The organism is Rhizobium acidisoli (assembly GCF_002531755.2).
Taxonomy (GTDB): Bacteria; Pseudomonadota; Alphaproteobacteria; order Rhizobiales; family Rhizobiaceae; genus Rhizobium; species Rhizobium acidisoli.
Genome location: NZ_CP034998.1, coordinates 1,539,444 through 1,563,595 on the forward strand (window position 1 = coordinate 1,539,444; position 24,152 = coordinate 1,563,595).

General features: G+C 60.7%; 31 protein-coding genes, 1 tRNA gene and 1 pseudogene. 19 read left to right on the plus strand and 14 right to left on the minus strand.

The genetic code is table 11. From position 1 onward, the window contains the following. Nucleotides 1-94: 94 nt before the first annotated feature. The 5 genes from CO657_RS07655 (at nt 95) to CO657_RS07675 (ending at nt 4,280) form a co-directional block, all read left to right on the plus strand. Nucleotides 95-1,198 carry a DUF2157 domain-containing protein gene (locus CO657_RS07655; RefSeq protein ID WP_054183232.1) on the plus strand — a complete coding sequence of 368 codons (1,104 nt, stop codon included), beginning with the start codon at nt 95-97 and terminating at the stop codon, nt 1,196-1,198. Then, a complete protein-coding gene (locus CO657_RS07660) occupies nt 1,195-1,785 on the plus strand; it encodes a GDYXXLXY domain-containing protein (protein WP_012557495.1) in 591 nt (196 codons plus the stop codon). Before CO657_RS07655 ends, CO657_RS07660 begins: the two co-directional genes overlap by 4 nt. Nucleotides 1,786-1,937: 152 nt before the next feature. After that, nucleotides 1,938-2,022: transfer RNA gene (locus CO657_RS07665), tRNA-Leu, on the plus strand. A 171-nt stretch (nt 2,023-2,193) separates the two neighbouring features. Further along, nucleotides 2,194-3,681, plus strand: a complete 1,488-nt coding sequence (gene tig / locus CO657_RS07670; RefSeq protein WP_054183231.1) for a trigger factor — start codon at nt 2,194-2,196, stop codon at nt 3,679-3,681. Nucleotides 3,682-3,842: 161 nt separating this feature from the next. Continuing rightward, nucleotides 3,843-4,280, plus strand: coding sequence for a nuclear transport factor 2 family protein (locus CO657_RS07675; RefSeq protein ID WP_054183230.1), 438 nt, complete (start codon nt 3,843-3,845; stop codon nt 4,278-4,280). A gap of 52 nt (nt 4,281-4,332) precedes the next feature. On the opposite strand, the gene CO657_RS07680 is transcribed toward CO657_RS07675, so the two are convergent. The 8 genes from CO657_RS07680 to CO657_RS36660 form a co-directional block, all read right to left on the minus strand. Beyond that, nucleotides 4,333-6,108: a B12-binding domain-containing radical SAM protein gene (locus CO657_RS07680; protein WP_003586930.1), complete on the minus strand. Its 1,776-nt coding sequence runs from the start codon at nt 6,106-6,108 to the stop codon at nt 4,333-4,335. Between the two features lie 156 nt (nt 6,109-6,264). Then, entirely contained in the window at nt 6,265-7,068 is an 804-nt protein-coding gene (locus CO657_RS07685) for an endonuclease/exonuclease/phosphatase family protein (RefSeq protein ID WP_054183229.1), read from the minus strand. A 63-nt stretch (nt 7,069-7,131) separates the two neighbouring features. Next, nucleotides 7,132-8,538: a Si-specific NAD(P)(+) transhydrogenase gene (gene sthA / locus CO657_RS07690; protein WP_054183296.1), complete on the minus strand. Its 1,407-nt coding sequence runs from the start codon at nt 8,536-8,538 to the stop codon at nt 7,132-7,134. A gap of 99 nt (nt 8,539-8,637) precedes the next feature. After that, on the minus strand, nt 8,638-8,748 hold the full coding sequence (locus CO657_RS07695) for a DNA repair protein RadC (protein ID WP_245279847.1): 111 nt from the start codon (nt 8,746-8,748) through the stop codon (nt 8,638-8,640). A 29-nt stretch (nt 8,749-8,777) separates the two neighbouring features. Next, complete coding sequence (gene radC / locus CO657_RS07700; RefSeq protein WP_003586925.1) at nt 8,778-9,605, minus strand: RadC family protein; 828 nt, start codon at nt 9,603-9,605, stop codon at nt 8,778-8,780. 7 nt (nt 9,606-9,612) lie between these two features. Next, complete coding sequence (gene map, locus CO657_RS07705) at nt 9,613-10,449, minus strand: type I methionyl aminopeptidase (RefSeq protein ID WP_003586924.1); 837 nt, start codon at nt 10,447-10,449, stop codon at nt 9,613-9,615. 146 nt (nt 10,450-10,595) lie between these two features. Next, entirely contained in the window at nt 10,596-11,234 is a 639-nt protein-coding gene (locus CO657_RS07710) for an ATPase (protein ID WP_054183228.1), read from the minus strand. 10 nt (nt 11,235-11,244) lie between these two features. After that, entirely contained in the window at nt 11,245-11,421 is a 177-nt protein-coding gene (locus CO657_RS36660) for a hypothetical protein (protein ID WP_003586920.1), read from the minus strand. 283 nt (nt 11,422-11,704) lie between these two features. On the opposite strand from CO657_RS36660, the gene CO657_RS07715 reads away from it, so the two are divergent. The 3 genes from CO657_RS07715 (at nt 11,705) to CO657_RS07720 (ending at nt 12,996) form a co-directional block, all read left to right on the plus strand. Then, entirely contained in the window at nt 11,705-12,364 is a 660-nt protein-coding gene (locus tag CO657_RS07715; protein WP_037073143.1) for a TetR/AcrR family transcriptional regulator, read from the plus strand. 132 nt (nt 12,365-12,496) lie between these two features. Beyond that, nucleotides 12,497-12,670, plus strand: a complete 174-nt coding sequence (locus CO657_RS36665; RefSeq protein WP_003586917.1) for a hypothetical protein — start codon at nt 12,497-12,499, stop codon at nt 12,668-12,670. Then, complete coding sequence (locus CO657_RS07720) at nt 12,667-12,996, plus strand: DUF6105 family protein (protein ID WP_012557505.1); 330 nt, start codon at nt 12,667-12,669, stop codon at nt 12,994-12,996. Before CO657_RS36665 ends, CO657_RS07720 begins: the two co-directional genes overlap by 4 nt. Here CO657_RS07720 and ruvX read toward each other — a convergent pair. After that, nucleotides 12,936-13,427 (minus strand): Holliday junction resolvase RuvX, encoded by a 492-nt coding sequence (gene ruvX, locus CO657_RS07725; protein WP_012557506.1) that lies wholly within the window; start codon nt 13,425-13,427, stop codon nt 12,936-12,938. The genes CO657_RS07720 and ruvX overlap by 61 nt on opposite strands. 117 nt (nt 13,428-13,544) lie before the next feature. On the opposite strand from ruvX, the gene CO657_RS07730 reads away from it, so the two are divergent. The 5 genes from CO657_RS07730 (at nt 13,545) to CO657_RS07750 (ending at nt 16,935) form a co-directional block, all read left to right on the plus strand. After that, nucleotides 13,545-14,249: a metal-dependent hydrolase gene (locus CO657_RS07730; protein ID WP_054183227.1), complete on the plus strand. Its 705-nt coding sequence runs from the start codon at nt 13,545-13,547 to the stop codon at nt 14,247-14,249. A gap of 69 nt (nt 14,250-14,318) precedes the next feature. Continuing rightward, nucleotides 14,319-14,606: an Asp-tRNA(Asn)/Glu-tRNA(Gln) amidotransferase subunit GatC gene (gatC, locus tag CO657_RS07735; protein WP_003586910.1), complete on the plus strand. Its 288-nt coding sequence runs from the start codon at nt 14,319-14,321 to the stop codon at nt 14,604-14,606. 56 nt (nt 14,607-14,662) lie between these two features. Then, a complete protein-coding gene (gene gatA / locus CO657_RS07740; protein WP_054183226.1) occupies nt 14,663-16,144 on the plus strand; it encodes an Asp-tRNA(Asn)/Glu-tRNA(Gln) amidotransferase subunit GatA in 1,482 nt (493 codons plus the stop codon). 126 nt (nt 16,145-16,270) lie between these two features. Then, nucleotides 16,271-16,630, plus strand: a complete 360-nt coding sequence (locus tag CO657_RS07745) for a GNAT family N-acetyltransferase (RefSeq protein WP_012557509.1) — start codon at nt 16,271-16,273, stop codon at nt 16,628-16,630. Between the two features lie 29 nt (nt 16,631-16,659). Next, nucleotides 16,660-16,935, plus strand: a complete 276-nt coding sequence (locus tag CO657_RS07750) for a hypothetical protein (protein WP_054183225.1) — start codon at nt 16,660-16,662, stop codon at nt 16,933-16,935. A gap of 50 nt (nt 16,936-16,985) precedes the next feature. Here the strand turns inward: CO657_RS07750 and CO657_RS07755 are convergent, their stop codons facing one another. Continuing rightward, entirely contained in the window at nt 16,986-17,243 is a 258-nt protein-coding gene (locus CO657_RS07755) for a YjhX family toxin (protein ID WP_054183224.1), read from the minus strand. Nucleotides 17,244-17,541: 298 nt separating this feature from the next. Here CO657_RS07755 and CO657_RS07760 point away from each other — a divergent pair, with 298 nt between their 5' ends. Then, complete coding sequence (locus CO657_RS07760; RefSeq protein ID WP_049734294.1) at nt 17,542-18,051, plus strand: GNAT family N-acetyltransferase; 510 nt, start codon at nt 17,542-17,544, stop codon at nt 18,049-18,051. A gap of 70 nt (nt 18,052-18,121) precedes the next feature. Here the strand turns inward: CO657_RS07760 and CO657_RS07765 are convergent, their stop codons facing one another. Both CO657_RS07765 and CO657_RS36670 read right to left on the minus strand, forming a co-directional pair. Further along, on the minus strand, nt 18,122-18,496 hold the full coding sequence (locus tag CO657_RS07765) for a VOC family protein (RefSeq protein WP_082366279.1): 375 nt from the start codon (nt 18,494-18,496) through the stop codon (nt 18,122-18,124). A gap of 6 nt (nt 18,497-18,502) precedes the next feature. Then, nucleotides 18,503-18,679, minus strand: coding sequence for a hypothetical protein (locus CO657_RS36670; RefSeq protein ID WP_003586904.1), 177 nt, complete (start codon nt 18,677-18,679; stop codon nt 18,503-18,505). Nucleotides 18,680-18,948: 269 nt separating this feature from the next. Here CO657_RS36670 and gatB point away from each other — a divergent pair, with 269 nt between their 5' ends. The 5 genes and pseudogenes from gatB to CO657_RS07790 all read left to right on the plus strand — a co-directional run bounded on the left by gatB (nt 18,949) and on the right by CO657_RS07790 (nt 22,494). Continuing rightward, the gene (gatB, locus tag CO657_RS07770) at nt 18,949-20,451 is read left to right on the plus strand and encodes an Asp-tRNA(Asn)/Glu-tRNA(Gln) amidotransferase subunit GatB (protein ID WP_054183222.1); all 1,503 of its coding nucleotides are present in this window, start codon (nt 18,949-18,951) and stop codon (nt 20,449-20,451) included. 3 nt (nt 20,452-20,454) lie between these two features. Next, complete coding sequence (locus CO657_RS07775) at nt 20,455-20,958, plus strand: GNAT family N-acetyltransferase (RefSeq protein WP_012557515.1); 504 nt, start codon at nt 20,455-20,457, stop codon at nt 20,956-20,958. A 3-nt stretch (nt 20,959-20,961) separates the two neighbouring features. Further along, a pseudogene (locus tag CO657_RS07780) lies at nt 20,962-21,436 on the plus strand (N-acetyltransferase family protein). A 103-nt stretch (nt 21,437-21,539) separates the two neighbouring features. Then, nucleotides 21,540-21,938: an NADH:ubiquinone oxidoreductase subunit NDUFA12 gene (locus CO657_RS07785; RefSeq protein WP_003586900.1), complete on the plus strand. Its 399-nt coding sequence runs from the start codon at nt 21,540-21,542 to the stop codon at nt 21,936-21,938. A gap of 115 nt (nt 21,939-22,053) precedes the next feature. Beyond that, a complete protein-coding gene (locus tag CO657_RS07790) occupies nt 22,054-22,494 on the plus strand; it encodes a DUF2155 domain-containing protein (RefSeq protein ID WP_054183221.1) in 441 nt (146 codons plus the stop codon). Nucleotides 22,495-22,531: 37 nt separating this feature from the next. Here CO657_RS07790 and CO657_RS07795 read toward each other — a convergent pair whose 3' ends face one another. Next, nucleotides 22,532-23,461, minus strand: coding sequence for a DUF2167 domain-containing protein (locus CO657_RS07795; protein WP_054183220.1), 930 nt, complete (start codon nt 23,459-23,461; stop codon nt 22,532-22,534). 74 nt (nt 23,462-23,535) lie between these two features. Further along, nucleotides 23,536-24,150, minus strand: coding sequence for a leucyl/phenylalanyl-tRNA--protein transferase (gene aat, locus CO657_RS07800; protein WP_012557520.1), 615 nt, complete (start codon nt 24,148-24,150; stop codon nt 23,536-23,538). Nucleotides 24,151-24,152: the final 2 nt, after the last annotated feature.

Here is a 24,152-nt window from a genome sequence, read left to right on the forward strand (position 1 = left end):
TGTCGCGAGGACGTTTGCGAACCTCGATGCTGCGTCTATAACGACGGAAGCCGCAGCGCCGGAACGAGCGTCGCGGAAGTCAAGGGGTGGGAGCATGTATCGCGGCAGATTGGAGCGGGATCTCTCCCTCTGGGTGGGCAAGGGCCTGCTGGGGCAGGAAACGGCAGGCGCGCTTCTTGCCGAATATGACAGCCGCCCGGCAAGCTTCAGCCTCGGGCGGGTGTTGATGGCTCTGGCGGCGGTGCTGCTGGCAGCCGCCATCCTGCTGGTCGTCGCCTCCAACTGGGAGGCCATCCCGCGGCTTATCCGCGTCGGCGTTATCCTTGCCCTGATCTGGGTGGTGCACCTCGCCGCCGCCCGGATGCTCGCCCGCGGTGCGTCCGCGGCGGCAAGCGGCTTGCTGATCATCGGCGCGATGAGTTTCGGTGGCGCCATTTCACTGGTCGGACAGATGTATCATCTCTCCGGCGACGAGCAGACGGTGATGTATCTCTGGTTCGCCATCGCGACGATCTCGGCGATCCTGTTCCGCTCGGGTGCCGTGGCCGTCGTCGCGGGTTTCCTGTCCTGGGCATCCTTTGCCGTCTATCTCGAGAATTACGACACACATTGGATAGGGCTCGATCCCTGGATGGCGCCCGTCATGGCGGTAATCGTCATCGGGCTGGTGCGGTATACCGGCGCCGAGCGGGTCCGCCATCTCGCCTATCTGCTGCTGATCGGTTGGCTCGCCTGGCTCTATACGCTTTACGAGGAGATCGCCGTGGCGCTCGCCTTCGCGATCGGCGGCATGGCGGCCTTCGTGCTGACGGCGTTGCCGACCCGCTCTGTTGCCTCCCTGGTCAGGAGCGCCGGTGCGGCCCCGGCCTTCTACAGCTTCCTCGTTGCCGCGATCGGCTTCCTGCTGCTGCATATCGAAATCGAGGACGGCTGGCCGCTGGTGGTGCTCGGCGTGGCGACACTTGCCGCCTCGGTGCTGGCGATCGCCCTGCATGGCAGGGACAACGGCGCGGTGCGTTATCTCGCTTACATGACCTTTGCCGCCGAGATGCTTTATCTCGCTTCCGTCACTGTCGGCTCGATCCTCGGCACGTCGAGCCTCTTCCTGTTCTCCGGTCTCGTCGTCGCGTTGGTTGCCTGGATCGTCATCCGTCTCGAACGGCGCTTTTCGGCGAATGCACAGGGGGAGCGCGCATGAACTCGCTGATGGCAAGGCTGCACTCCGGCAGGGGTTATCTGCTTTCGGCAATCATCGTCGCCGGTCTGCAGACCGTGATCCTCGGCACGATCATCCAGAGCCGCGCCTCGATCCTCAACAACGGCGCCGAAGTGCTGCTGAAGACGGCGCCCGTCGATCCGCGCGATTTCCTGCGCGGCGATTATGTCGTCTTGAACTATGACATTTCCTCGGTGCCGGTGCAGACGGTCTCAGGCGGCATTCCAGCCGAGCCCGGCGAGCGCACGCTATGGGTTCGATTGAAGAAGCAGGAAGACGGTTTCTGGACGGTGATCGAATCGTCATTTCGCGAACTGCCGCCGCTGCCGGAGACCGTGATCCTGCGCAGCCAGCCCTTCTACAGTGGCGGCCTTGCCGCCGGCGACAGCATCCGCGTCGAATACGGCATCGAGCGCTATTACGTTCCTGAAGGTCAGGGCAAGCCGATCGAGGAGGCCAGAAACGGCGGCAATGTCGCAATCGCCGTGCGCGTCTCGCCGGCGGGAAGCGCGCAGATCCGCGGTCTTCTCGTTGACGGCAAGCCGGTTTACGACGAGCCGCTCTACTGATCCGGCGGCACTTCGGAAGGGCGCGGTTTGCGAGCCGCAAATCCCTGTCATTTGCCGTTCATTTTTCCTTTGCCTCGACCAAATCGGGTGATATAGAGACGCCGCGCTCCGGAAGGCCTCATGCGCAGGCTTAGGCATGCGGTTTTGTGAACGCGGGTATGGTGAAATTGGTAGACACGCCAGATTTAGGTTCTGGTGCCGCAAGGCGTGGGAGTTCAAGTCTCTCTACCCGCACCAAGCTGTTTGCAGGCGGGAGATAGTCGTCCCGAATACCCCGCGAGTGCCGTTCCCCTTTGGGTGGAATGATACAGGAATTGGGAAAAGCCACGCGCGGCACGCTGCCGGCGTCGTGCTCATTGAAACGAACGGCGTCTGGGCACGGCCGCCAGGACATGAAGGTAGGAAGACATGCAGGTTATCGAAACGCTCGCTGAAGGGCTGAAGCGCGAAATCAAGGTCGTTATCCCGGCCAAGGACATGCAAGACAAGATGAATGAGCGTCTTGCCGATGTGAAGGACAAGGTCCGCATCAACGGCTTCCGTCCGGGCAAGGTACCCGCTGCTCACCTGAAGAAGGTCTACGGCAAGTCGATCATGGCCGAACTCGTCAACGAGATCGTCCGCGAGCAGCCGTCGGCCATCCTCTCCAGCCGCGGCGAGAAGTCGGCCACGCAGCCGGAAATCGCCATGACCGAGGACAAGGACGAAGCCGACAAGATCCTCGCCGCCGAGCAGGATTTCGAATTCACGCTCTCCTATGAAGTGCTGCCGCCGATCGAACTGAAGTCGGTCAAGGGCATCAAGGTCACGCGCGAAGTCATCGACATCTCGGACGACGAAGTCACCGAGCAGGTCCTGAAGGTCGCCGAAAGCGCCCGCGCTTACGAGACCAAGACCGGCAAGGCCGCCAACGGCGACCGCATCACCATGGATTACGTCGGCAAGGTCGACGGCGAAGCCTTTGAAGGCGGCACCGACCAGGGCGCCGAACTGGTGCTCGGCTCCGGCCGCTTCATTCCGGGCTTCGAAGACCAGCTCGTCGGCGTCAAGGCCGGCGACGAGAAGACCATCACCGTGACCTTCCCGGCCGACTATCCGGCCAAGAACCTCGCCGGCAAGGAAGCCACCTTCGACGTATCGGTCAAGGATGTTGCAGCCCCCGGCGCCGTCGAGATCAATGACGAACTCGCCTCCAAGCTCGGCATCGAATCCGCCGATCGCCTGAAGGAAATCGTCCGCGGCCAGATCGAATCGCAGTACGGTTCGCTGACCCGCCAGAAGCTGAAGCGCCAGATCCTCGACCAGCTCGACGAGATGTACAAGTTCGAGACCCCGACCTCGCTCGTCGACGCCGAATATAACGGCATCTGGAGCCAGGTGAACAACGACCTCGCTCAATCCGGCAAGACCTTCGAGGACGAAGAGACGACCGAAGAGAAGGCACGTGAGGAATACAAGACGCTTGCAGAGCGTCGCGTCCGCCTCGGCCTCGTTCTCTCCGAAATCGGCGAAAAGGCCGGCGTCGAAGTCACCGAAGACGAGATGCAGCGCGCCATCTACGATCAGCTGCGCCAGTATCCGGGTCAGGAAAAGCAGATCCTCGAATTCTTCCGCAGCCAGCCGGGCGCCGCAGCTTCGATCCGCGCGCCGATCTTCGAAGAGAAGGTCATCGATCATCTGCTGACCGAAATCGACGTCACCGACAAGAAGGTGACCAAGGAAGAACTGCTCGCCGAGGAAGAAGGCGAGGCGAAGGCTGAAACCAAGAAGGCCGCCCCGAAGAAGAAGGCCGCCGCCAAGGCTGAAGCTGCCGACGCCGGCGAAGGCGAAGAAGCCGCCGCTCCGAAGAAGAAGGCCGCTCCGAAGAAGAAGGCAGCCGACGAAAGCGCCGAATAATTGCTTCCCGGTTCTGATGTTTGAAGGCCCCGCCATCGTGCGGGGCCTTTTCTTTTGCGGGGCATCCGGCAGTCCCCGGTGTTGTCCTCATCCGCAACAACAAATAGTTGCAATGAAGTATAAATCGGTGCAGATTTGCTGGTGGGTGGAGGGACCTGAAAATGACCGCAAAGAACGACATGAAGAAGCTGGTAGAGGATATCTATGCTGTGCGTGGCCGCGGCGATATCGAGGGCACGCTGGCGCTGTTCGGGGAGGATTGTACCTTTCGGATGGCCGGCAGTGCACGGATGGCGCCTCTTTCGACTGAATCCGGCGGGCCTGCCTTTCGTCAGGTGATAGAGCAGCTCATCACTGTTTGGGATCTATCCAAGATCAAGACAACCGGCATTTATGTGGACGAGGACGAGCATATGGTCTTCGCCCATCGCGAAGGTGAGGTCCGGCACATTCCATCGGGCGTGAGCTTCCATACGGAATTCGTCGACAAAATCCATTTCAAGGATGGGAAACCAGTCAAGATCGTCGAATTCGTCGACACGCTGCAAGTGGCTGAGATAGCCCAGATAAACCAGGTCGCTCAAACCTCAAGCCGCTAAAGCGTATCGCGTTGACCGTGATCCGTGCGACGCGCTTTAGCGGAATGGCAATTCAATGCGCCGTCCGCGTCAGCTCCGCGACTTTCCTCACATGGCTGACGGCAGCAGTGCCGCCTGCTGTTTTGGTGAAGAGGCTGAGTGTCTCTTCCTCATCGTCGGCGACCGGCGTCAGGGCCTGATCCATATAGGTCTTCGACTTCGCTTCCCTTGAAATCAGGAATGCCGAAATGGTCAGGCCGATGATCGTGCCGGCGAGCGAAGCGTGTTTTCTGAAGGTTTCCCAGGCAAAACGCGGCCAGAAGACGAGCGGATTTTCACGCGGCAGGTCGGGGCGCCGCTCCGAAGGCGTCTTCAAGCGCAGGAGGCCGCTCTGCAGCGGATGGACGTTTTCCAGCGGCACGGTCGTTGCGAAGGAGACGAGAACCTTGACGAGTCTTGCGAGCGGTACCCCGGTCGCCACGGCGCGGCGCAGCAGCGTCTTCATATGATCAGGTGAATAATAGAGCGCCCAGGCCTCGTGGTAGATGTCTTCCCACTCCTGCTTGCTCATCTTCGGATGCGCGGTGCAGACGTGCTCGACATCGTAGATGTTGAGATCGCTGTCCATCTCGACATTCTTCTTCCATAGAACCTGATGATCCTCGGAGCCGGGCAGCGGCGTCAGGATGAAGAATTCGATGACATCGAGCGGCAGCTCTTCCTGGATGATCGCGATGTCGCGGCGGATCGATTCCGGCGTATCGGCGGGGAAGCCCAAGATATAACCGGCGAGCGTCATGATGCCCTGCGCCTTCCAGGCGAGCAGCATCTTGCGATATTCGGTGATCTTGTTCTGGTTCTTCTTGGCGGCCGTCAGATTGTCAGGGTTGACGTTTTCGAGGCCGATGAAAACGCGGGTGACGCCGGCCCGCCGGGATTTCTCGATAAAATTCGGGATCTTGTGGCAGAGCGTGTCGACCTGAATCATCAGGCCGAGCGGAATGCCGTCCCGCTCCTTGAGTTCGATCAGCCGGTCGAAGATCGCTTCCCAATCCTTGTTGCGAGCGAAATTGTCGTCGGTGATGAAGAATTTATGGATGCCCTGCGCCCAGTTCATCCGCACCAGCTTCTCGACGTCATCGGCCGAGCGGAAACGCGACTTGCGTCCCTGCACGTTGATGATGGTGCAGAACGAGCACTGATAGGGACAGCCGCGTCCGGCATCGAAGCTGGTGCTGAGCCCAAGCGTGCGCTGGATATTGTCCTTCGGGAGGAAGGGAACCGGCGTGCCGCCGATGCCGGGAAGGTCGTTCATGAAATTATAGAGCGGCTTCAGCTCGCCGCTCGCGGCATCGCGCAACACCATCTCCAGCCGGCCCTCGGCCTCGCCGGCAAACATCGAAATGCCCATATCACGGCAGGCTTCGAGCCCGACCGCCTTGCCGTCCAGCATCGACAGGCAGCCGGAAACATGGAAGCCGCCGATCGAAACCGGCAGGCCGGCATCGCGGAAGGGCCGGGCGATATCGAGCGCACGTGGATACTGGTTGGTCTGGACGCCGACCAGCGCGATCATGCCGAAATTGTCGTGGCGCTTGAATTGTGCGAGCAGCCCGGCGAAGTCGATCCGCGTATTGGTCTCGTCGATCACGGTGATGTCGATCGCCGTATCGGGCCCGAGCACCTTACGCTCAGCGCATTCGGCGGCGATGCCATAGAGAGCCGCGAGCGAATTGGAAGGGATCATCGCCCGCCACCAGCGGATGACATAGCCGTCGTCGTCATAATGCGACGGCTTGATCAGGATTAGCTGAAAACGTCGGCGCGCAGCTTCCAAGACATGGGACAAGATTATCTATCTTTCTTCAGAAGCTTTTGCCGGAGGCAAAATGGCGTTGAATGCATCTATCAGGCATGGCGTATCAATACGATTCAGGCGGTCAAACTAAGGCGCAAAAAACGGCGCTGCACGCAAAACGCTTCTCGCAGCACATTCCTCAATATACTACCCGATATCGAGCAGCAATGCGCGGTGGTCGGAGACCTCGGGCGCCTCGACCACCTCGAACCTGGCAATCTTCACCTCCGGTGTGACCAGCATGTAATCGGCAAAGCGGCCATGCTTCAGATAGTAGGAGGTTCGCGTGTCTACAAGGCCGTTTCCGGTGACGAGCTCGGAAAGCCCGAGTCTGGCGAGAATCGCGAAAGTCTCGCTGTCGGGCAGTACGTTGAAATCGCCGCAGACAACGAGCCCTTCACCGCCGGGCCAGACGCGCTCGACAAGCGCAACCAGTGCGGCGGCCTGCTTCGCGCGCGCCGCCGTGTCGCTCTTGCCGGCCGGATCACGCAGGCCATGCATATGGGCGATGGTCAGGCTGGAAGCGTTCTCACGGCTGACGACGCGGATGCAATGGGCGTTCCGCGGCCGCGGATGTTCACCCCAGCCGTTGGCGGAAAAACCGCCATGCACGAAGTCCAGCCCCTGGGCGATAACCGAATGCGATTTGCGCACGAAGGTCGCCAGCCCGAATTCGGCGGCAATGGCGCTATCGCCGTTAAACAGCTCGCCTCTCGATGTCGGGCAGAAGAAGCCGTCGTGGCCGGGCAGGGCGGCGCTGATCTCTGCAAACAGATTGGCGCGCTGCGGCAGTTCCAGCCCGGCATCCCGATAGATCGACCATCCCCAATCCGCACCCGGCGCCCGCAGCACCTCCTGCAGGCACAACACGTCCGCATCGGCCTGCCTGACATAATCGATCAGGGCCTCATGCAGCCTGCCGCCCCAGGCGTTGAGCGAAATGATGCGCAATGTCGTTCGGCTCCGTTTTTGGACGGCCGGACCGAGTCGACAGCTCTGTCGTCCGGGATGCGTTTAAAGTTCCGACTTGATGTCGCCCATCCGGTTCCAGGCGTCGAGGCCGGCGATCTTGTAGGCTTCGGCAAGCGTCGGATAGTTGAAGGTGTTTTCGACGAAATATTCGACCGTGCCTTTGAGATTGAGCACCGCCTGGCCGATATGCACCAGCTCGGTGGCGCCTTCGCCGACAATATGCACGCCGAGCAGGCGGCGTGTCTTCAGCGAGAAGATCAGCTTCAAAAGCCCGGTGTCGAGGCCCATGATATGACCGCGCGAGGTTTCGCGGAAACGGGCGATACCGCATTCATAGGGAATGCCGCGCTCCTTCATCTCCTCTTCGGTCAGGCCGCAGGTCGAAATCTCCGGCACGGCATAGATGCCGTAGGGGAAATATTTCGGCGGCTCCTTGGCAACCGCGCCGATCGCAACGCGGGCGGCGATGCGGCCCTGTTCCATCGAGGTCGAAGCAAGGCTCGGAAAGCCGACGACGTCGCCGGCGGCATAGACGTTGGCCACGGATGTCTGGAAGGTTTCCGGATTGACCTTGAGACGGCCGCGGCTGTCGGCTTCGAGGCCGATGGCCGGAAGGTTCAGCGCGTCGGTCGCGCCCATGCGGCCAGCGGCAAACAGCACCATATCAGTCGTCAGGCGCCGGCCGCTGTCGAGCGTCAGCTCGACCTTGCCGCCCTCGAGCGTCTCCACCTTGTCTGCCTTCTGGCCGAGCAGCAGCTTCATGTTGCGGTCGCGCAGCTGGTAGGTGAAATCCTCGACGATTTCCTTGTCGATGAAGTCGAGCATCGTCGCCTTCGGGTCGATGACGGTGACGGCCGTGTCGAGCGCGCTGAAGATCGTCGCATATTCGATGCCGATGACGCCGGCGCCGATGACGACCATCGAGCGCGGCAGCTCCTGGATATCGAGCAACTCGTCGCTGTCGAGAACGGTCTTGCCGTCGAAGGGTATGTAATCGGGGCGGAACGGCTTCGTGCCGACGGCAAGCAGCACGCTTGCGGCGGTGACCTGGGTAATCTCGCCGTCATCCTTGATCACCTGCAGCGTCGACGCATTGATGAAGCTCGCCTTGCCGCGAATATGCTGCACGCGGTTGCGGGCGAACTGGTGTTCCAGCACCTCGACTTCGTGGTTGAGCGTGATCAGCAGACGGCGGCGCAGGTCATCCGCACTGATCTCTTCCTTGACGCGGTAAGACCGGCCGTAGAAGCCGCGTTCGCGCCAGCCGGAAAGATTGAGCGCGGTCTCGCGCAGCGTTTTGGAGGGAATGGTGCCGGTATGCACGGAGACGCCGCCGACGCGTTTGCCCTGCTCGATGACAAGCACCTTCTTGCCGAGTTTCGCAGCCTGGATCGCGCCGCGGCGCCCCGCGGGACCGCTGCCCACCACAACAAGATCGTACTGAAGCATCATCTGGCCCCGGATTGGAAAGGAATCATTTGCGACACAAAAATGTCGCCTGTCTATCGGTAGCCGGTCAATGTTACAGATTGTTTTACAAGTGCCGTTTCAGCCGGATCTGTGTTTTATCAGCGTCAGGCCCGTAAGGCCGACATCGCCGTTGATGATGTGGTCATGGACGATGATATCAAGTGCATCCGCCGCGTCGATGATCACCATCGTCAAATCGATGTCAGCGCGCGACGGCTTCAGATCAACTTCAGCCCCTTCAGGCTGACATGGCCATCTTTGCCGATGATGACATGGTCGTGGACGGTGATATCGAGCGCCTTGGCTGCCTCGATGATTACCTTGGTCATGTCGATGTCGGCGCGTGACGGCGTCGGGTCGCCGGAGGGGTGGTTGTGGACGAGGATCATCGCCGTTGCCGAAAGCTCGAGTGCGCGTTTGACCACCTCGCGCGGATAGACCGGCGTATGGTCGACCGTGCCGCGGCCCTGCACCTCGTCGGCGATCAGCACGTTGCGTTTGTCGAGGAACAGGATGCGGAATTGTTCGCGCGTCTCATGCGCCATGGCCGCATGGCAATACTGGATGACCGAGGACCACGAGGAGAGCACCTGCTTGCTCCTGAGTTCGCTCTTCAGCGTCCGGTGGGCGACGGTCGAAATCAGCTTCAGGTCGAGCGCCACGGCCTCGCCGACACCCTTTACCTCCGTCAGCAGCGCCGCCGGGGCGCCGAAGACGCCGGCGAGCGAGCCGAAGCGTTCGATCAGCGCCTTAGCGATCGGCTTGGTGTCGCGCCGCGGGATCAGGCGAAAAAGCAGGAGTTCGAGAATTTCGTAGTCGGCAAGGGCGGTGTCGCCCTGTTCGCGGAAGCGGTCACGCAGCCGCTCGCGATGGCCGTGATAATGCTCCTGCGCGGCGAGCGAAGCGGGCAGGGCGGCCTTGGCATTCGGCGCGGCCGTTTTTTGCGGCTGTCCGCCGAAGAACGAGCGTTCGTCGGCGGCAACAGGCTCTTCGGTCTCGAAAGGCAGCTCGTCGTCGGAAGATGTCGCTACCGGCCCCTTCGCCATCGGATCGTCACCCGGCAAACGATGGCAGGCCGGGGCGGTCGAGCCCGCCGGGCGACAGGGTGAAGATCTCGCAGCCGTCGGAGGTGACGCCGACGGTGTGTTCGTACTGCGCCGAAAGCGACCGGTCGCGGGTGACCGCCGTCCAGCCGTCGGCCAGCACCTTCACATGCGGCCGGCCGAGATTGATCATCGGCTCGATCGTGAAGATCATGCCTTCGCGCAGTTCCGGCCCCTCATTGGCGCGGCCGTAATGCAGGATATTCGGCGAATCGTGAAACAGCCGGCCGACGCCGTGGCCGCAGAAATCACGCACCACCGAGCAACGCTCGGCCTCGGCATAGGTCTGGATCGCCTCGCCGATTGCGCCGGTGCGAGCGCCGGGCCTGACGGCGGAAATGCCGCGCATCAGCGATTCATAGGTGACCTCGAGCAGTCGCTCGGCGGCGCGCTTGATCGTTCCGACAGGATACATCCGGCTGGAATCGCCGTGCCAGCCGTCGAGCACGAAGGTGACGTCGATATTGACGATATCGCCTTCGCGCAGCGGCTTGTCGTTCGGAATGCCGTGGCAGACGACATGGTTGATCGAGGTGCACGTCGATTTGGTGTAGCCGCGATAATTCAGCGTCGCCGGATGGGCGCCGTGATCCATGCCGAAATCGAAGACGAACCGGTCGATGTCATCGGTCACTAGCCCCGGCTTGACGATGTCGGCCAGCGCATCGAGGCAGCGCGCGGTCAGCTGGCATGCCCTGCGCATGCCCTCGTATGCTTGCGCGTCGTAAAGCCGGATGGCGCCCGTATTCTTCGAGGGCGCGGAAGAGGCTTCGATATAGTTCACCATTGCAGGGCCTTAGCGGAGAATATTAGAATTGTTCATAATGCAGCTATGCCGGGTTCGTCCATCGCGATCAACAGTCGGGGTGAGATTTCTGAAAAGATACGGCCCGGGACGGTCAGCCCGCTCTTTGAAAGTAAAGTCGTTCGTTGTCACTTCGATGCGGCGGACACCGATTTCCTGAAGCCGTCATGCACCCAAATCAACCCGTAGGCCTCGCAGACCTTGGCCGCCATAAGGCGATGCAGCTCTTGGCTATCGTCGATGTCGAAAGATTGGACCACGCCGCCATTGATGGCGAATACCGCGTGCGGTTCAAGGCCGCTGTTGTCGATCAGCAAAACCTCGTCCGCGATCGTCAGGGCGTCCGTCAGCTTTGCCAGCGATCCCTTGTGCCGCCTCCGGATGTCGGCTTCAGGAATGTTGTGTCCGCCCTTCTGGACGCGCTGCCTGACGCGCTCCACGTTCGTTTCTACGGAATCCAGGGCCACATAGTAGAGATCGACTTTGAAACCAGCCGACTTCGCCTCGCGCATCAGCCGGAGAGATTGCTGGCTGCTCAGTGTTGTCTCAAAGACGAATGATTGCCGGGTTTCGATCATCTCTGCGATCCGGCGAAGGGCGACCTCGGAAGCTCGCCGTTCCTTTGACTTGCCGTCGTCGCTCTCAGGCAGAGACTTGGCAATCTCGTCGGCATTGATCCATACGCCTTCAAGATCGAGCTTCGCGAAGGCGGATGATTTGCCGGAGCCGTTCGGCCCACCAAGGATGATGCACGTCAATTCCGGCATGAAGCGATTGCTACCTTACTGTAGCAGGAGCGCGATCCTTGTTACGCTCACGTTTCGCCCGATCCTTAGCTTCGTTCTGTCGATCCTTGGCAGAGATCGTCAGACCCATGCGACGGCTTTCGGCCAACGCTTCCCGGCCGATTTGCTTGAGCGCTTCCTTGTTTTCTCGATACTTCCGCAACAGCATCGGCAATCTCCTATTCGTTGCCAACATAATGCGTCAGGCCGTCGGCTGCAAATTTCTCTTGTTCCAGGTTCCGCCCGCAAACAACACCGGTTGCAACAGGTCGCGGGAGACGGCTTTTAAGCCCTGTCGCCGGGTAACCCAACCACGGATCGCCTGCCGGTCCTCGTTCGCCGTCAAATCATTGGCCAGGATTGAATATCCACAATCTTCTCAAGAGGATAGGATTGATTGCGTGAAACCTCCCCGCTACTCACCGATTGGTGACAGCGGGGAAGGGTCGTTCGTGCTTGATGAAGCGGTAAAACTTGAAAATTTGCCTGAGGTCGGCGGCGAGCCGGAACGGCGTGTGCGGGATCGCGGCGCCACGGAGCGCGCCATCCTTGCCGCTGCCAAGGGGTTGCTGGCCGAGGAAGGCTTCCAGAATTTCGGCATCAATGCCGTCGCCCGCCGTGCCGGTTGCGACAAGCAGCTGATCTATCGTTATTATGGCGGTCTTGACGGATTGGTCGAGGCGATCGGCGCCGATCTCGGCACATGGGTCAGGGATCGCATTCCGGAAGACGCCGGCGGCATGTTCCTGCTCACCTATGGCGACCTGATGGAGCGGCTGTCGCTTCTCCTCCTCGAAGCCTTGAGGAACGATCCGCTGATGCGACGCATCCTCGCCTGGGAGATATCTGAGAACACCGAGCAGGTGAGGCGGCTTTCCGAAGCGCGTTCGAAGGCGCTCGCTCTCTGGCTGGAGCGCATGCGCGGCTCGCTGGCGCCGCCGAAGGGCGTCGATGCCGCAGCCGTCAATGCCGTCATCATCGCCGCGATCCAGCATCTCGTGCTTGCCGCTGCAAGCGGCGGGCAGTGCGCCGGTCTGTCGCTGAAGACGCCGAAGGACTGGGAGAAGGCGGCGACGGCGCTGAAGCGCATCGTGCGCGGCGTCTACGGCTGACAGCTCATTCATCCACAGGCAGCGGCTGCCGCGTTAACCTTAATGAATGGTTTACGTTGCCTGGCCTCGGTTAACCCGACAGTGTGGAGGGGAGCAGAGATGGAATGAGTAAGAGCCCCCGAGTTGACATCAATGGGAACCAGGATCGCCAAAGCCGCCTTTCTCGTGACTGCGATGATGTTTTTCGCAGTCCTGGCGCTGGATATCGCAATTCCGACGCTGGTGCTTTGCATCATGGCATTGTCGACCCGGTTGGTTTCCCTCGATCTGCCCGTCGCGCGCAAGCATGGAGGAGAGGCCGCATGAAGTGGTTTCTGATCTTCTGGGCCGGCCCCATCGTCTTTCTGGGCGGATGGTACTGGCTCTCCTATTACGACATGAATTTCGGCATCTTCATGCTGTCGCGGCAGGTGCATGACCTGACGTTCCAGCTGTATGGCGAGGTCCTCGGCATTCCGCCGGAAACCATTCCGCCGCTCGTTGCCCGTGCGATCGCGGTCGACAGTCTCGTCGTCTTCGCCATCCTCGGCTTCCGGAAACGCAGGTCGATCGTCGCCTGGTGGAGGGCGCGTCAGCTGAATTCGTCTCCATCGGATCTCGCCAGCAAGGAAAGCCTGTCGAGCGCGCCTTGAAGGATGAAGCTCGCGGCGGCCGAATCGATCCGTTCGGCCCGCTTGGCGCGCGAGACGTCCATTTCGAGCAGCGTCCGTTCAGCCGCCACCGTCGATAACCGCTCGTCCCAGTAGACAAAGGGCAGCGCGGTCTTCTGCTCCATGTTGCGCACGAAGGCGCGTGTCGCCTGCACCCGCGGACCTGCCGATCCGTCCATGTTCATCGGCAGGCCGATGACGAATCCCGCGACCTTTTCCGCTGTCGCAAAATCCATGAGCGCCTGCGCATCGATGGTGAACTTGACGCGCCGGATCACCGGGCGGGGCGTGGCGAAACGCCGCCCGAGATCGGACATTGAAAGCCCGATCGTCTTGGTGCCGAGATCGAGTCCGGCAATGGCCTGCCGCGGGGCAAGCGTCTCGGCCATTTCCTCGATCGTCAGCACCGTCATCGCCATTCCATCCCGTCAAAAGAAATTGAAGTCGCCGCCGCTTTTCTTTGCGGCCGCATGAGATATGTCCATAGCATCCAAACAGGCTTTTGCATCACGTAATAAAGGAGAGATTTCATGAAGATCACCTGGCTTGGCCATTCCGCCTTCCGCATCGAGACCGGAAAAGCGACGATCCTGCTCGATCCGTTTCTCAGCCACAACGCGTCCTTCTCCGGCCAGGATATCAAGGATGTCTCCGCAGGCGTTACTCATATCCTGCTGACGCATGGGCATGGCGACCATGTCGGCGATACAGTGGCGCTTGCCAAGGAAACCGGCGCCGTTGTTCTCGCCAATGCCGATCTCGCTGCCTGGCTCGGCTCCAAGGGTCTCGACAGGCTCGAGATGGGCAATACCGGCGGCACGATCGCGCTCGGCAGTTTCTCGGCGACCTTCACCAATGCGCTGCACTCGTCCGCCCAGATCACCGAAGACGGCGTCTCGCATGCGCTCGGCAATGCCAACGGCCTGATGCTGCATTTCGACGATGAAGCCTCGATCCTCGCCATGGGCGATACCGACATCTTCGCCGACATGGCGCTGATCAATGAATTGCACCAGCCCGATATCGGCCTCGTGCCGATCGGCGACCGCTTCACCATGGGCGGCGCGGTGGCGGCCCTTGCCTGCCGGCGCTACTTCAACTTCAAGACGGCGATTCCCTGTCACTTCGGCACCTTCCCGATCATCGAGCAGACGGCCGATAAATTCGTTGCCGGCATGGAGGGATCGAAGACCGAAGTGAAGGCGCTGAAGCCCGCCGCGAGCCTGTCGATCTGACGAAATCCCGTTGCACCGGGCGGACATGGCCTTTATAGCGGGTAGGAAAAATCCCATCCGGAGAATGCCATGTCCGTCGATCTTGCCACCGTGAAGCGCGTCGCCCACCTTGCCCGTATTGCCGTCTCCGAAGACGAGGCAAATCGCATGGTCGGCGAGCTGAACGGCATCCTGGGCTTTGTCGAGCAGCTCTCCGAAGTCAATGTCGATGGCGTCGAAGCGATGACTTCAGTCACGCCGATGGCGATGAAGAAGCGGACGGATGAGGTGACCGACGGCAGCAAGGCCGCCGATATCGTCGCCAATGCGCCAATCACCGATCACAATTTCTTCCTGGTGCCGAAAGTCGTCGAATAAGGCTTCAAGCCTCTTTCCGACCCTGTTGCCATTTTCAGATCTGAAGCGAAAACATCATGAGCGAACTCACCAGCCTGACCATTGCCGAAGCCCGCCGGAAGCTGCGCGCCAAGGAAATCACCGCACTCGAACTGACCGAGGCCTATATCTCGGCGATTGATGCCGCCAATGGCCATCTGAATGCCTATATAAAGGTGACGCCGGATCTCGCCCGCCTTATGGCGAAGAATTCCGACGAGCGTATCGCTGCCGGCAAGGCCGGTGATCTCGAAGGCATTCCGCTCGGCATCAAGGATCTTTTTGCCACCGTCGGCGTGCATACCCAGGCCTGCAGCCACATTCTCGATGGTTTCGAGCCGCGTTATGAATCGACCGTCACGCAGAACCTCTGGGACGACGGCGCCGTCATGCTCGGCAAGCTCAACATGGACGAGTTCGCCATGGGCTCGTCCAACGAGACCTCGCATTATGGCGCGGTGATCAATCCCTGGCGTGCGGCAGGTTCCAACCAGCAGCTCGTTCCCGGCGGTTCCTCCGGCGGCTCGGCCGCGGCCGTTGCCGCGCATCTTTGCGCAGGCGCCACCGCAACCGATACCGGCGGCTCGATCCGCCAGCCGGCCGCCTTCACCGGCACCGTCGGCATCAAGCCGACCTATGGACGCTGCTCGCGCTGGGGCACTGTCGCCTTCGCCTCTTCCCTCGACCAGGCAGGCCCGATCGCCCGCGATGTGCGCGATGCCGCAATCCTTCTGAAGTCGATGGCGAGCGTCGACGCCAAGGACACGACCTCGGTCGATCTGCCCGTGCCGGATTATGAGGCAGCGCTTGGCCAGTCGCTGAAGGGCATGAAGATCGGCATTCCAAGCGAATATCGTGTCGACGGTATGCCTGAGGAGATCGAGACCCTCTGGCGCCAGGGCATCGCCTGGCTGAAGGATGCCGGCGCCGAAATCGTCGACATCTCGCTGCCGCACACCAAATACGCCCTTCCGGCCTATTACATCGTAGCTCCAGCCGAGGCATCCTCGAACCTGGCGCGTTACGACGGCGTGCGCTACGGCTTGCGCGTCGATGGCAAGGATATCGTCGACATGTACGAGAAGACGCGCGCCGCCGGCTTCGGCCAGGAAGTCAAGCGCCGCATCATGATCGGCACCTATGTGCTGTCGGCCGGTTATTACGATGCCTATTACATCCGCGCCCAGAAGGTGCGGACGCTGATCAAGCGCGATTTCGAACTCGCCTTCAACGCCGGCGTCGACGCCATCCTGACGCCGGCGACCCCGTCTTCCGCCTTCGGCGTCGCCGATGAGAACCTCGCTTCCGACCCGGTGAAGATGTATCTGAACGACATCTTCACGGTCACGGTCAACATGGCGGGCCTGCCTGGCATCGCCGTGCCCGCCGGCCTCGATCAGAAGGGCCTGCCCCTCGGCCTGCAGCTGATCGGCAAGCCCTTCGACGAGGAAACCCTCTTCAAGACGGCTCACGTGATCGAGCAGGCAGCCGGCCGGTTCACGCCGGCCAGGTGGTGGTAACGGATCTAACGATCCGAAAGTTTGGGGCCGCCAACCACGAAGCGGTCGGCGCCATCGCCTTCGCCGCATGGGCCGCAGGCGAGGCTTTCGAGGATTGCTATCGCGATCCTGGTATGATCGCCAAGGGTGCAGCAAGAGTTCGGCGTCTTTCCCCATGAGGCGAAGGGCGAGATCTTCGTTGCTGAACTGGCGGGCGAGATTGCCGGTTGGGGTGCCTGGGAAGGCGAACGGAACTATGTGTCCGATCTCTGGGTGCATCCGGATTTTCAGGGCAGGGGTGTCGGCCGGGCTCTGCTGTTGCATTTGTGCGAGCTGATGGCGACCGAAAGGCTGGCGACCGTCCGGGTCGACACGCATGCCAGGAATGAGCGCGCCATCCGTCTTTACGAACGCTGCGGTTTCAGCATCATTTGGCGCGGCATCGAATTTTCCAAGAGCATGGGTGTGCCGCTCGAAAAGGTGCACATGGAGAAGAAGCTGGGCTGAGCGATAGCCGAAACCGCGGAGGAGGCATTATGGCAAGCAATGATCTCAAGCGCCTGATCGAGGCAACCGATCGCCTGGCTGCCGGCGGCTTCGCCATGGGCGCGGAGTGGCAGGAGGTCCATGAAATCTGCCAGCGTCATGAAGGCGAACAGCCGTTCGACTGGGGTCATGCTCTCTGCCATCGCATCGAGGGCGACGACTGGAATGCCGATTATTGGTATCATCGTGCCGGCAAGAGACGCGGCACGGGCACGATGGCCGAGGAATGGTCGGAGATGCGGACGGAATTTTCTGCAAAAGCTTGAGGCTGAGCCCTGACCGCGCCAGTTCGAGACGCGGTCAGGATGGTTGACTGTTATCTGTTGTTCAGCTGTGACCTGACCAGCTTCAGCCCTCTTTCGGTGATCCGATAGGGCTGGCCGCTGGAGGACTTGATGGCTCTCAGCCGCTTCAGCTTGCGGAAGAGATCGAGGTCGACGCCAGGATAGAGCCAGCCATCGCGGGTGAAGCAACTGACCGCCTCGATCTTCCTGTCGTCGTCGCGGGAAATTTCGATGCGGCCGCCCTGGGCCATGAGATGCAGGATGCGCTGCTCCGTGCGGGAAATGTCCATGTGTTGAGATCCGATATCGCGCCCGATAGGGCGCACAAAAACGATCTGGCGCTCTTTCGAACGTCAGGGCTTCGTTTTTTCGGGCCCATGCGCGCAAGCGGACTTGCGGGCAGGGCCTTTACCGGGTCTGTGACAGGCTCAACATAAAGAGTTTCTTATTTCGCGCGGAAAAAGCGGTCAAGACCGTGCTTGCCGATCAAACCGGTCGAAAACCGCAGTTTCCAGCCGTCATCCCGCTGGGGGCACTGGTAAATTCCGCGACTCAATGGTCTAGTTGCGGGGTAACGCGGAGGTGTCGTTGATCCACATTCGCAATGCCCGCGACGGCGAAGCGGAGCTGTTGAGCGAGATCGGGCTGAGGGCCTGGCAAAAGGCGATGGCGTCGATCGGCGAATCGGATGCGATGATCGATGCAGCCCGCAACGCCTTTCGCAACTTCGTGGAAAACGACTGGCTTACCATCACCGTCGTCGAGCAGAACGGCCAGGTCGCAGGCTGGGCGGCGCGCGAGGGACTGGACGAAACCATCTCGGATTTCTGGATCGATCCTGCCTTCACCCGCCAGGGCCTGGGTTCGGCCCTTCTCGAGCGCATCGAGAAGGAGATCGCCGACCGAGGCTTCGAGAAGGCGGCGATGCAGACCCATTCCGGCAACAACGAAGCGATCGGCTTCTTCCGCAAGCATGGCTATAGCATCCACTGGCTCTCGGTCGCCTATAATCCAAAGCTCGACCGCGACGTGCCCTCGGTCGGGCTGACGAAATCGCTGGTTTCGGACGGTCAGGGTGGATACGGGCAGGAATTCTGATGTTTCGAAAGTCCCGCAGAAAGCGAAGGATTGCTCGCGGTGCGGATGTGAGTGTTCCGCCCGTGGCGGACTATTCGGACGTCACGCAAAAATTATTGCCTTCGGGATCATTCAATACGCTGTAGCTATCCGTCTCGCGGACGAATGTCGCACCGAGGGATAAGAGCCGCTGCACTTCTTTTTCTCGATCTGGAACGGCAATATCGAGATGAACGCGGTTGCGGAGGGGACGTTCTCCCTGACGAAGATGGAAGCAAAAGCGCGGGCCCGGACCATCGACCATTACGGTCGGGTCCGTTTCAGGCGTCAGTCCTATCGCGGCGAGGCGGGCCAACTCCGCATCATCATAGGGCATCACTTCATAGCCATCGAGCGCAGCCGCCCAGAAACGAGCAACCAGTGAGGGGACGTCGCAATCAACCACGATTTCTTTCAGCTTTGCCATAACGCTTTACAGCTTATCGGATCGACGCTGAAGAACGCGCTCAAAGATCGCTCCACCGATGGCCGGCAGCAATGCGAAAAGAATGAGTTGTGGTGTTCCCTGCAGCGTCAACAGGGCGGAAATGGTCAACGCGATTAGCACTCCCGCCAAGGCTCCGGCGAGATAGGGAAGATAATCCTTCAATACTGCCTCCGTGGTGCGAACATCTCAAATCAAAGCGGCATCTTGGCTGAAGATAGAGATCGTGATGATAACGACAATCGGGAGCGGGCTAAACTCATGTCCATTGGCATGAATCAAATTGAGGCGGCGCGCTTCAGGTGCAAAGCTGCCCCTCGATCCGGGCGGAAGCGGGCAACGGCCACTGCTACACAATTCCGCGAAAGCCTTGCACCGACATCCCATTTCCTTTACCTCACCAATGGAAAAGAACAGCCTGCAAAGAGTATCAGATGACCCTTGTCGACGTCCGCACGCCTGATCCGAAACGCTTCATCCCCGGCGCCACCGGCGACTGGGAAGTCATCGTCGGCATGGAAGTCCATGCCCAGGTGCTGTCCAATTCGAAGCTCTTCTCCGGCGCCTCGACGGAATTCGGCAAGCCACAGAATTCCAACGTCTCGCTGGTCGATGCCGCCATGCCCGGCATGCTGCCTGTTATCAACGAGGAATGCGTCAGGCAGGCCGTGCGCACCGGTCTCGGCCTCAAGGCCCAGATCAACAAGCGCTCGCTCTTCGACCGCAAGAACTATTTCTATCCCGACCTGCCGCAGGGCTATCAGATCTCGCAGTTCAAGGATCCGATCGTCGGCGAGGGCAAGATCGTCATTTCGCTCGGGCCGGACCGCCAAGGCCAGTTCGAGGATATCGAGATCGGCATCGAGCGCCTGCACCTGGAGCAGGATGCCGGCAAGTCGCTGCATGACCAGCATGCGACCATGTCCTATGTCGATCTGAACCGCTCCGGCGTCGCGCTGATGGAGATCGTCTCCAAGCCCGACATGCGCTCGTCCGACGAAGCCAAGGCCTATATGACCAAGCTGCGTTCGATCGTGCGTTATCTCGGCACCTGCGACGGCAACATGGACGAAGGTTCGATGCGCGCCGACGTGAACGTCTCCGTCCGCCGCCCGGGCGAAGGTTTCGGCACGCGCTGCGAGATCAAGAACGTCAACTCCATCCGCTTCATCGGCCAGGCGATCGAATATGAAGCCCGCCGCCAGATCGGCATTCTGGAAGATGGCGGCACGATCGAGCAGGAGACGCGGTTGTTCGACCCGAACAAGGGCGAGACACGTTCGATGCGCTCCAAGGAGGATGCGCACGACTATCGTTATTTCCCCGATCCGGACCTGCTGCCGCTCGAGTTCGACGATGCCTTCGTCTCAGCACTCGCAGTCGATCTGCCGGAATTGCCTGACGACAAGAAGGAGCGCTTCGTGCGCGAGCTCGGCCTGTCGATCTACGACGCGTCGGTGCTCGTTTCCGAAAAGGCGATCGCCGATTATTTCGAAGCCGTGGCCGCGGGCCGTGACGGCAAGACGGCGGCAAACTGGGTGATCAACGATCTGCTCGGCGCGCTGAACCGCACCGGCAAGGATATCGAGCAGACGCCGGTTTCGCCGGCCCAGCTCGGCGCCATCATCGATCTGATCAAGGCTGGCACCATCTCCGGCAAGATCGCCAAGGATCTCTTCGAGATCGTGCTGACCGAGGGCGGTGATCCCGCCGAGATCGTCGAAGCGCGCGGCATGAAGCAGGTGACCGATACCGGCGCCATCGAGAAGGCCGTGGACGAGATCATCGCCGCCAATCCCGATCAGGTGGAAAAGGTCAAGGCGAAGCCGACCCTGGCCGCATGGTTCGTCGGCCAGGTGATGAAGGCGACCGGCGGCAAGGCCAATCCGCAGGCCGTCCAGGCGCTCGTCAAGGCAAAGCTCGGCATCGAGGAATAAGCGGTGTATTTCGTCCGCACCGCCGGCGAGCGCGACCTGGAGAAGGTCCGCGCCCTGCTGGTGGAAAGTTTTCACGCGACCTATGACGGCCTCCATGGCAGAGCAAAGGTCGACGAACTGACCGCGCAGCTCTTTTCGCCGGGAGCGCTGAAGGTGCGCCTGGTGCGCAAGGATGCCGAATTCCTCGTTGCCGACGACGGCCGCAAGATCGGCGGCATGGGTTATGCGGCGATGTCGCAGGAGCTGACGAAGACGGTCATGCTGCATCTCCTCTATGTCGCTCCGGCGGTACAGCGCCAGGGCATCGGCGGCGATCTCTTCGCCGAGCTCGAAACCTGCTTTCCGGATGCGGAGATCATGCGCCTCGAAGTCGAGCCGCAGAATGCAGCGGCAATCGCCTTCTATCAGGCGCATGGCTTCACCGAAGTCGGCCGAAACGAAAATAGCGCCCCCGGGCAATCCGGCATTCCGTCGCTGATCCTCGAAAAACCGCTCGAAGGGCATTGAGGCGTGGCCGTCGAATTACCCGCCATTCGCATTCGCCAGGCGCTGAGGGGGGATTTGCCCGCCCTCGTGTCGATATTTGCCGCCGACGCCGTCGGCGGTCATGGCGACACCACCGATCCAGTGGGCCTTTGCCGATTATGTCAGGGCCTTCGCGGCGATCGAGGCTTCGCCCGACCAGGTGCTTTATGTCGCGGAGCGCGGCGGCGAGGTCGTCGGCACGTTTCAGACAATGGTCACGACCACGCTGACCGGCCGCGGCTCGTCGGCGATGATCATCGAGGCGGTGCAGACGCGGGCCGACATGCGCGGGCAGGGTATCGGCGCCGGGATGATCGAGTTCGCCATTGCCGAGGCAAAAGGCCGCGGGATCAAGCGGGTAGCTTTGACCTCGAATGCGATCCGCAAGGATGCCCATCGTTTCTATGAAAGACTGGGCTTCAAGCCCTCGCATCTCGGCTTTAAGATGGCTTTGAAATGACCCTTGGCTGTCGTGGAATCGCTGGACAATTCGGCTTGGCGACGGCATAAGCGAGAAAACGAATTCTGGTTTGGCCCGCATCTGGTGGGCACAAGGAAAAGACATGTGGAATCTTCTGGTTCAGACCTTTACCTGGTGGAACAGTCAGACGATGGGCACGCGTTTTGCGACCTGGCGTTTCGGCAAGCGCGTCGGCGAGGATGAATTCGGCAACGTCTATTATGAAGGCGGCATGTCGTCCTACGGTCTGCCGAAGCGCTGGGTGATCTACAAGGGCTATGCCGATGCCTCCGCCATTCCGCCAGGCTGGCATGGCTGGATGCATCACCGCACCGATGTTCCGCCCTCCAAGGAAAACTACGTCGCCAAGGAATGGCAGAAGGCGCACCGCCCCAACTTCACCGGTTCTCCGCAGGCCTACCGTCCGCCGGGCTCCATCGCCGTTCCGGGCGAACGTCCGCGGGTCACCGGCGATTACGACGCCTGGACGCCGGGCAACTGAGACGGCTCGACCGGGGCAATCCCAAACCCGGCTTTTGGCCACAATTGACCTTTACCCGCAGGTTGGCCGCGCTTGACCGCGGCCGCGAACGAAGAATGTCTGGAGACGGGTACACATGAAGCTCTTCACGCGGAACATGGCGCTGCGTGCCGCCGGGTCGCTGCTGGGGCTCTCGGCCCTGCTTCCGCCGGTTGCGGCACATGCCGCACGCATCGAAAATCCGGTGGCCGTCTTCTCCGGCCTCGACAAGATCACCGGCCGCATCACCACCTTCGACGTTTACGTCAACGAGACCGTCCAGTTCGGCGCGTTGCAGGTGACACCGAAAGCCTGTTATTCGCGTGATCAGGCCGAAGCGCAGAAGATCGACGGTTTCGTCGAGGTCGACGAGATCACCCTCGACCGCAAGATCCGCCGCATCTTCACCGGCTGGATGTTCGCCGCCAGCCCAGGCCTCAACGCCGTCGAGCACCCGATCTACGACGTCTGGCTGAAGGACTGCAAGGCAAACTCGGACGTCCCGGCGCCTGACAACGCCAAGGCGACGGCGCGCTAACGCGTGTCGCCGGCGGTGATCTTAGCCCTAGCGGCGCCTATGCGGTGGGTGTCTTGTCCCTGTTGAAAAGACCCTTGGCGAAGCGGAGCACGGCGCCGGCAACGACGACGACAAGGATGCCGGCCTTTTTGAAGACGGCGAGGGCAATGGCCAGCAATCCCACTTTCGCGGCAATCTTGGCGCCGGCACCCGCAGCGATCATTCCCGCCATTCCATAGGCTGCGATCTTGTCGCCTTCAACATAGTCGGTATAGGCCTTTCCCTTGTCGAACTGCACGAGCTTGGTGACTGTGGGAATGACGCCCTCGATCTCCTTCAATTGATCGAGGCCGGCGATGAAGTTGAATTGGAATACGCCCTCGCGGCCGAGCACGCGCACGGAATAGTTCAGCGTGTGCTGCGGCTTCGTGTCATCGCCGAACATGAGATCACGCGCCCAGTGCATCGCATGTGCCGATGTGTCGTAATGCGGTGCGGAAGCCCAGCCGACCAGGGTGATCTTCGGAAACCCCTGCTTTTCGCGCTCGACGTTGTTTTCCCGGATGGAATCTTTGATGTTTTGCAGCAATTCGTCGTAATTCGTCGTGGCTGCGTCGGCGTCCGACACATAGCCGTCGGCGCTGTATTCCACGGTGGAACCCCAGGCCTCGATATCGGTCGGTGCGTATTTTGCCGGGAAGATCATCCCCATCGTTCCCTCGGCAGCCGTCCGACGATTTCCCCAGATATCGACGAGTACCGTCATCGCGTCGGCAGGGCTCAAATAATAGAAGTCGGCGGGTACGTTCAAAGTTGCCTTCGCGTCAGGCAGCTTGATCACCCCCTGCTGAAAATCGAGCTTCTCCAGCAATGGCTTTTCTGCGTCGGTAAAATCGGTCCTGTTCGGAAACAGGTCGCGGTAAGGACGTGCACCGGCTTGACTTGTAAATAAGGTGAAAAGGATCGCGGCCGCAAAATATCGTTTCAAAATTCTATCCCCCGTTGCGTTCGCGACCTAACCAAATTAGGTCGAAAATCAACGTCTGGATGAAAAGATGCCTCTTAAAACTTAAGGTGCGGCGATTGCATCGCCGCGGCCAGCATGACGGCATAATCGGCCTTCGCAACATCGATCGCGCCGAACGTCTTCAGGTGTTCGGTGGTGAACTGTGTGTCGAGCAGCGTGAAGCCTCTTTCCCGCAGTCGCTCGACCAGGTGCACGAGGCAAATCTTCGAGGCGTCCGTCCGGCGCGAAAACATGCTTTCGCCGAAGAAGGCCGAGCCGAGTGAGACGCCATAGAGACCGCCGACAAGTTTGTCACCGTCCCAGGCTTCGACGGTATGAGCATGGCCCATGTCGAACAGCGTCGCGTAAAGGGACCTGATCGTCTTGTTGATCCAGGTGCTCGGGCGACCGGATGTCTCCTCGGCGCAGGCAGCGATCACGGAATCGAAAGCGTGATCGAAACGGATCTCGAAGGGTTTCCTGCGCACCGTCTTGGCAAGGCTCTTCGACAGGTGGAAATGGTCGAGCGGCAGCACGCCACGCAGTTCCGGTTCGACCCAGAAAATCTCCGGGTCGTCGGCGGATTCAGCCATCGGGAAGAGGCCGATGGAATAGGCGCGCAGGAGAATTTCAGGGGTAATGCCTGGTGACTTCCTGCGCGATCCTGCCATTC

Bases quoted from the DNA above. Each gene is read 5' to 3' on its own strand.
- CO657_RS07655 (WP_054183232.1), top strand. From the start codon at position 95: ATGTATCGCGGCAGATTGGAGCGGGATCTCTCCCTCTGGGTGGGCAAG.
- CO657_RS07660 (WP_012557495.1), top strand. From the start codon at position 1,195: ATGAACTCGCTGATGGCAAGGCTGCACTCCGGCAGGGGTTATCTGCTT.
- tig (WP_054183231.1), top strand. From the start codon at position 2,194: ATGCAGGTTATCGAAACGCTCGCTGAAGGGCTGAAGCGCGAAATCAAG.
- CO657_RS07675 (WP_054183230.1), top strand. From the start codon at position 3,843: ATGACCGCAAAGAACGACATGAAGAAGCTGGTAGAGGATATCTATGCT.
- sthA (WP_054183296.1), bottom strand. From the start codon at position 8,538: ATGCTTCAGTACGATCTTGTTGTGGTGGGCAGCGGTCCCGCGGGGCGC.
- CO657_RS07695 (WP_245279847.1), bottom strand. From the start codon at position 8,748: ATGGTGATCATCGACGCGGCGGATGCACTTGATATCATCGTCCATGAC.
- radC (WP_003586925.1), bottom strand. From the start codon at position 9,605: ATGGCGAAGGGGCCGGTAGCGACATCTTCCGACGACGAGCTGCCTTTC.
- map (WP_003586924.1), bottom strand. From the start codon at position 10,449: ATGGTGAACTATATCGAAGCCTCTTCCGCGCCCTCGAAGAATACGGGC.
- CO657_RS07710 (WP_054183228.1), bottom strand. From the start codon at position 11,234: ATGCCGGAATTGACGTGCATCATCCTTGGTGGGCCGAACGGCTCCGGC.
- CO657_RS36660 (WP_003586920.1), bottom strand. From the start codon at position 11,421: ATGCTGTTGCGGAAGTATCGAGAAAACAAGGAAGCGCTCAAGCAAATC.
- CO657_RS36665 (WP_003586917.1), top strand. From the start codon at position 12,497: ATGGGAACCAGGATCGCCAAAGCCGCCTTTCTCGTGACTGCGATGATG.
- CO657_RS07720 (WP_012557505.1), top strand. From the start codon at position 12,667: ATGAAGTGGTTTCTGATCTTCTGGGCCGGCCCCATCGTCTTTCTGGGC.
- ruvX (WP_012557506.1), bottom strand. From the start codon at position 13,427: ATGACGGTGCTGACGATCGAGGAAATGGCCGAGACGCTTGCCCCGCGG.
- CO657_RS07730 (WP_054183227.1), top strand. From the start codon at position 13,545: ATGAAGATCACCTGGCTTGGCCATTCCGCCTTCCGCATCGAGACCGGA.
- gatC (WP_003586910.1), top strand. From the start codon at position 14,319: ATGTCCGTCGATCTTGCCACCGTGAAGCGCGTCGCCCACCTTGCCCGT.
- gatA (WP_054183226.1), top strand. From the start codon at position 14,663: ATGAGCGAACTCACCAGCCTGACCATTGCCGAAGCCCGCCGGAAGCTG.
- CO657_RS07750 (WP_054183225.1), top strand. From the start codon at position 16,660: ATGGCAAGCAATGATCTCAAGCGCCTGATCGAGGCAACCGATCGCCTG.
- CO657_RS07755 (WP_054183224.1), bottom strand. From the start codon at position 17,243: ATGGACATTTCCCGCACGGAGCAGCGCATCCTGCATCTCATGGCCCAG.
- CO657_RS07765 (WP_082366279.1), bottom strand. From the start codon at position 18,496: ATGGCAAAGCTGAAAGAAATCGTGGTTGATTGCGACGTCCCCTCACTG.
- gatB (WP_054183222.1), top strand. From the start codon at position 18,949: ATGACCCTTGTCGACGTCCGCACGCCTGATCCGAAACGCTTCATCCCC.
- CO657_RS07785 (WP_003586900.1), top strand. From the start codon at position 21,540: ATGTGGAATCTTCTGGTTCAGACCTTTACCTGGTGGAACAGTCAGACG.
- CO657_RS07790 (WP_054183221.1), top strand. From the start codon at position 22,054: ATGAAGCTCTTCACGCGGAACATGGCGCTGCGTGCCGCCGGGTCGCTG.
- aat (WP_012557520.1), bottom strand. From the start codon at position 24,150: ATGGCAGGATCGCGCAGGAAGTCACCAGGCATTACCCCTGAAATTCTC.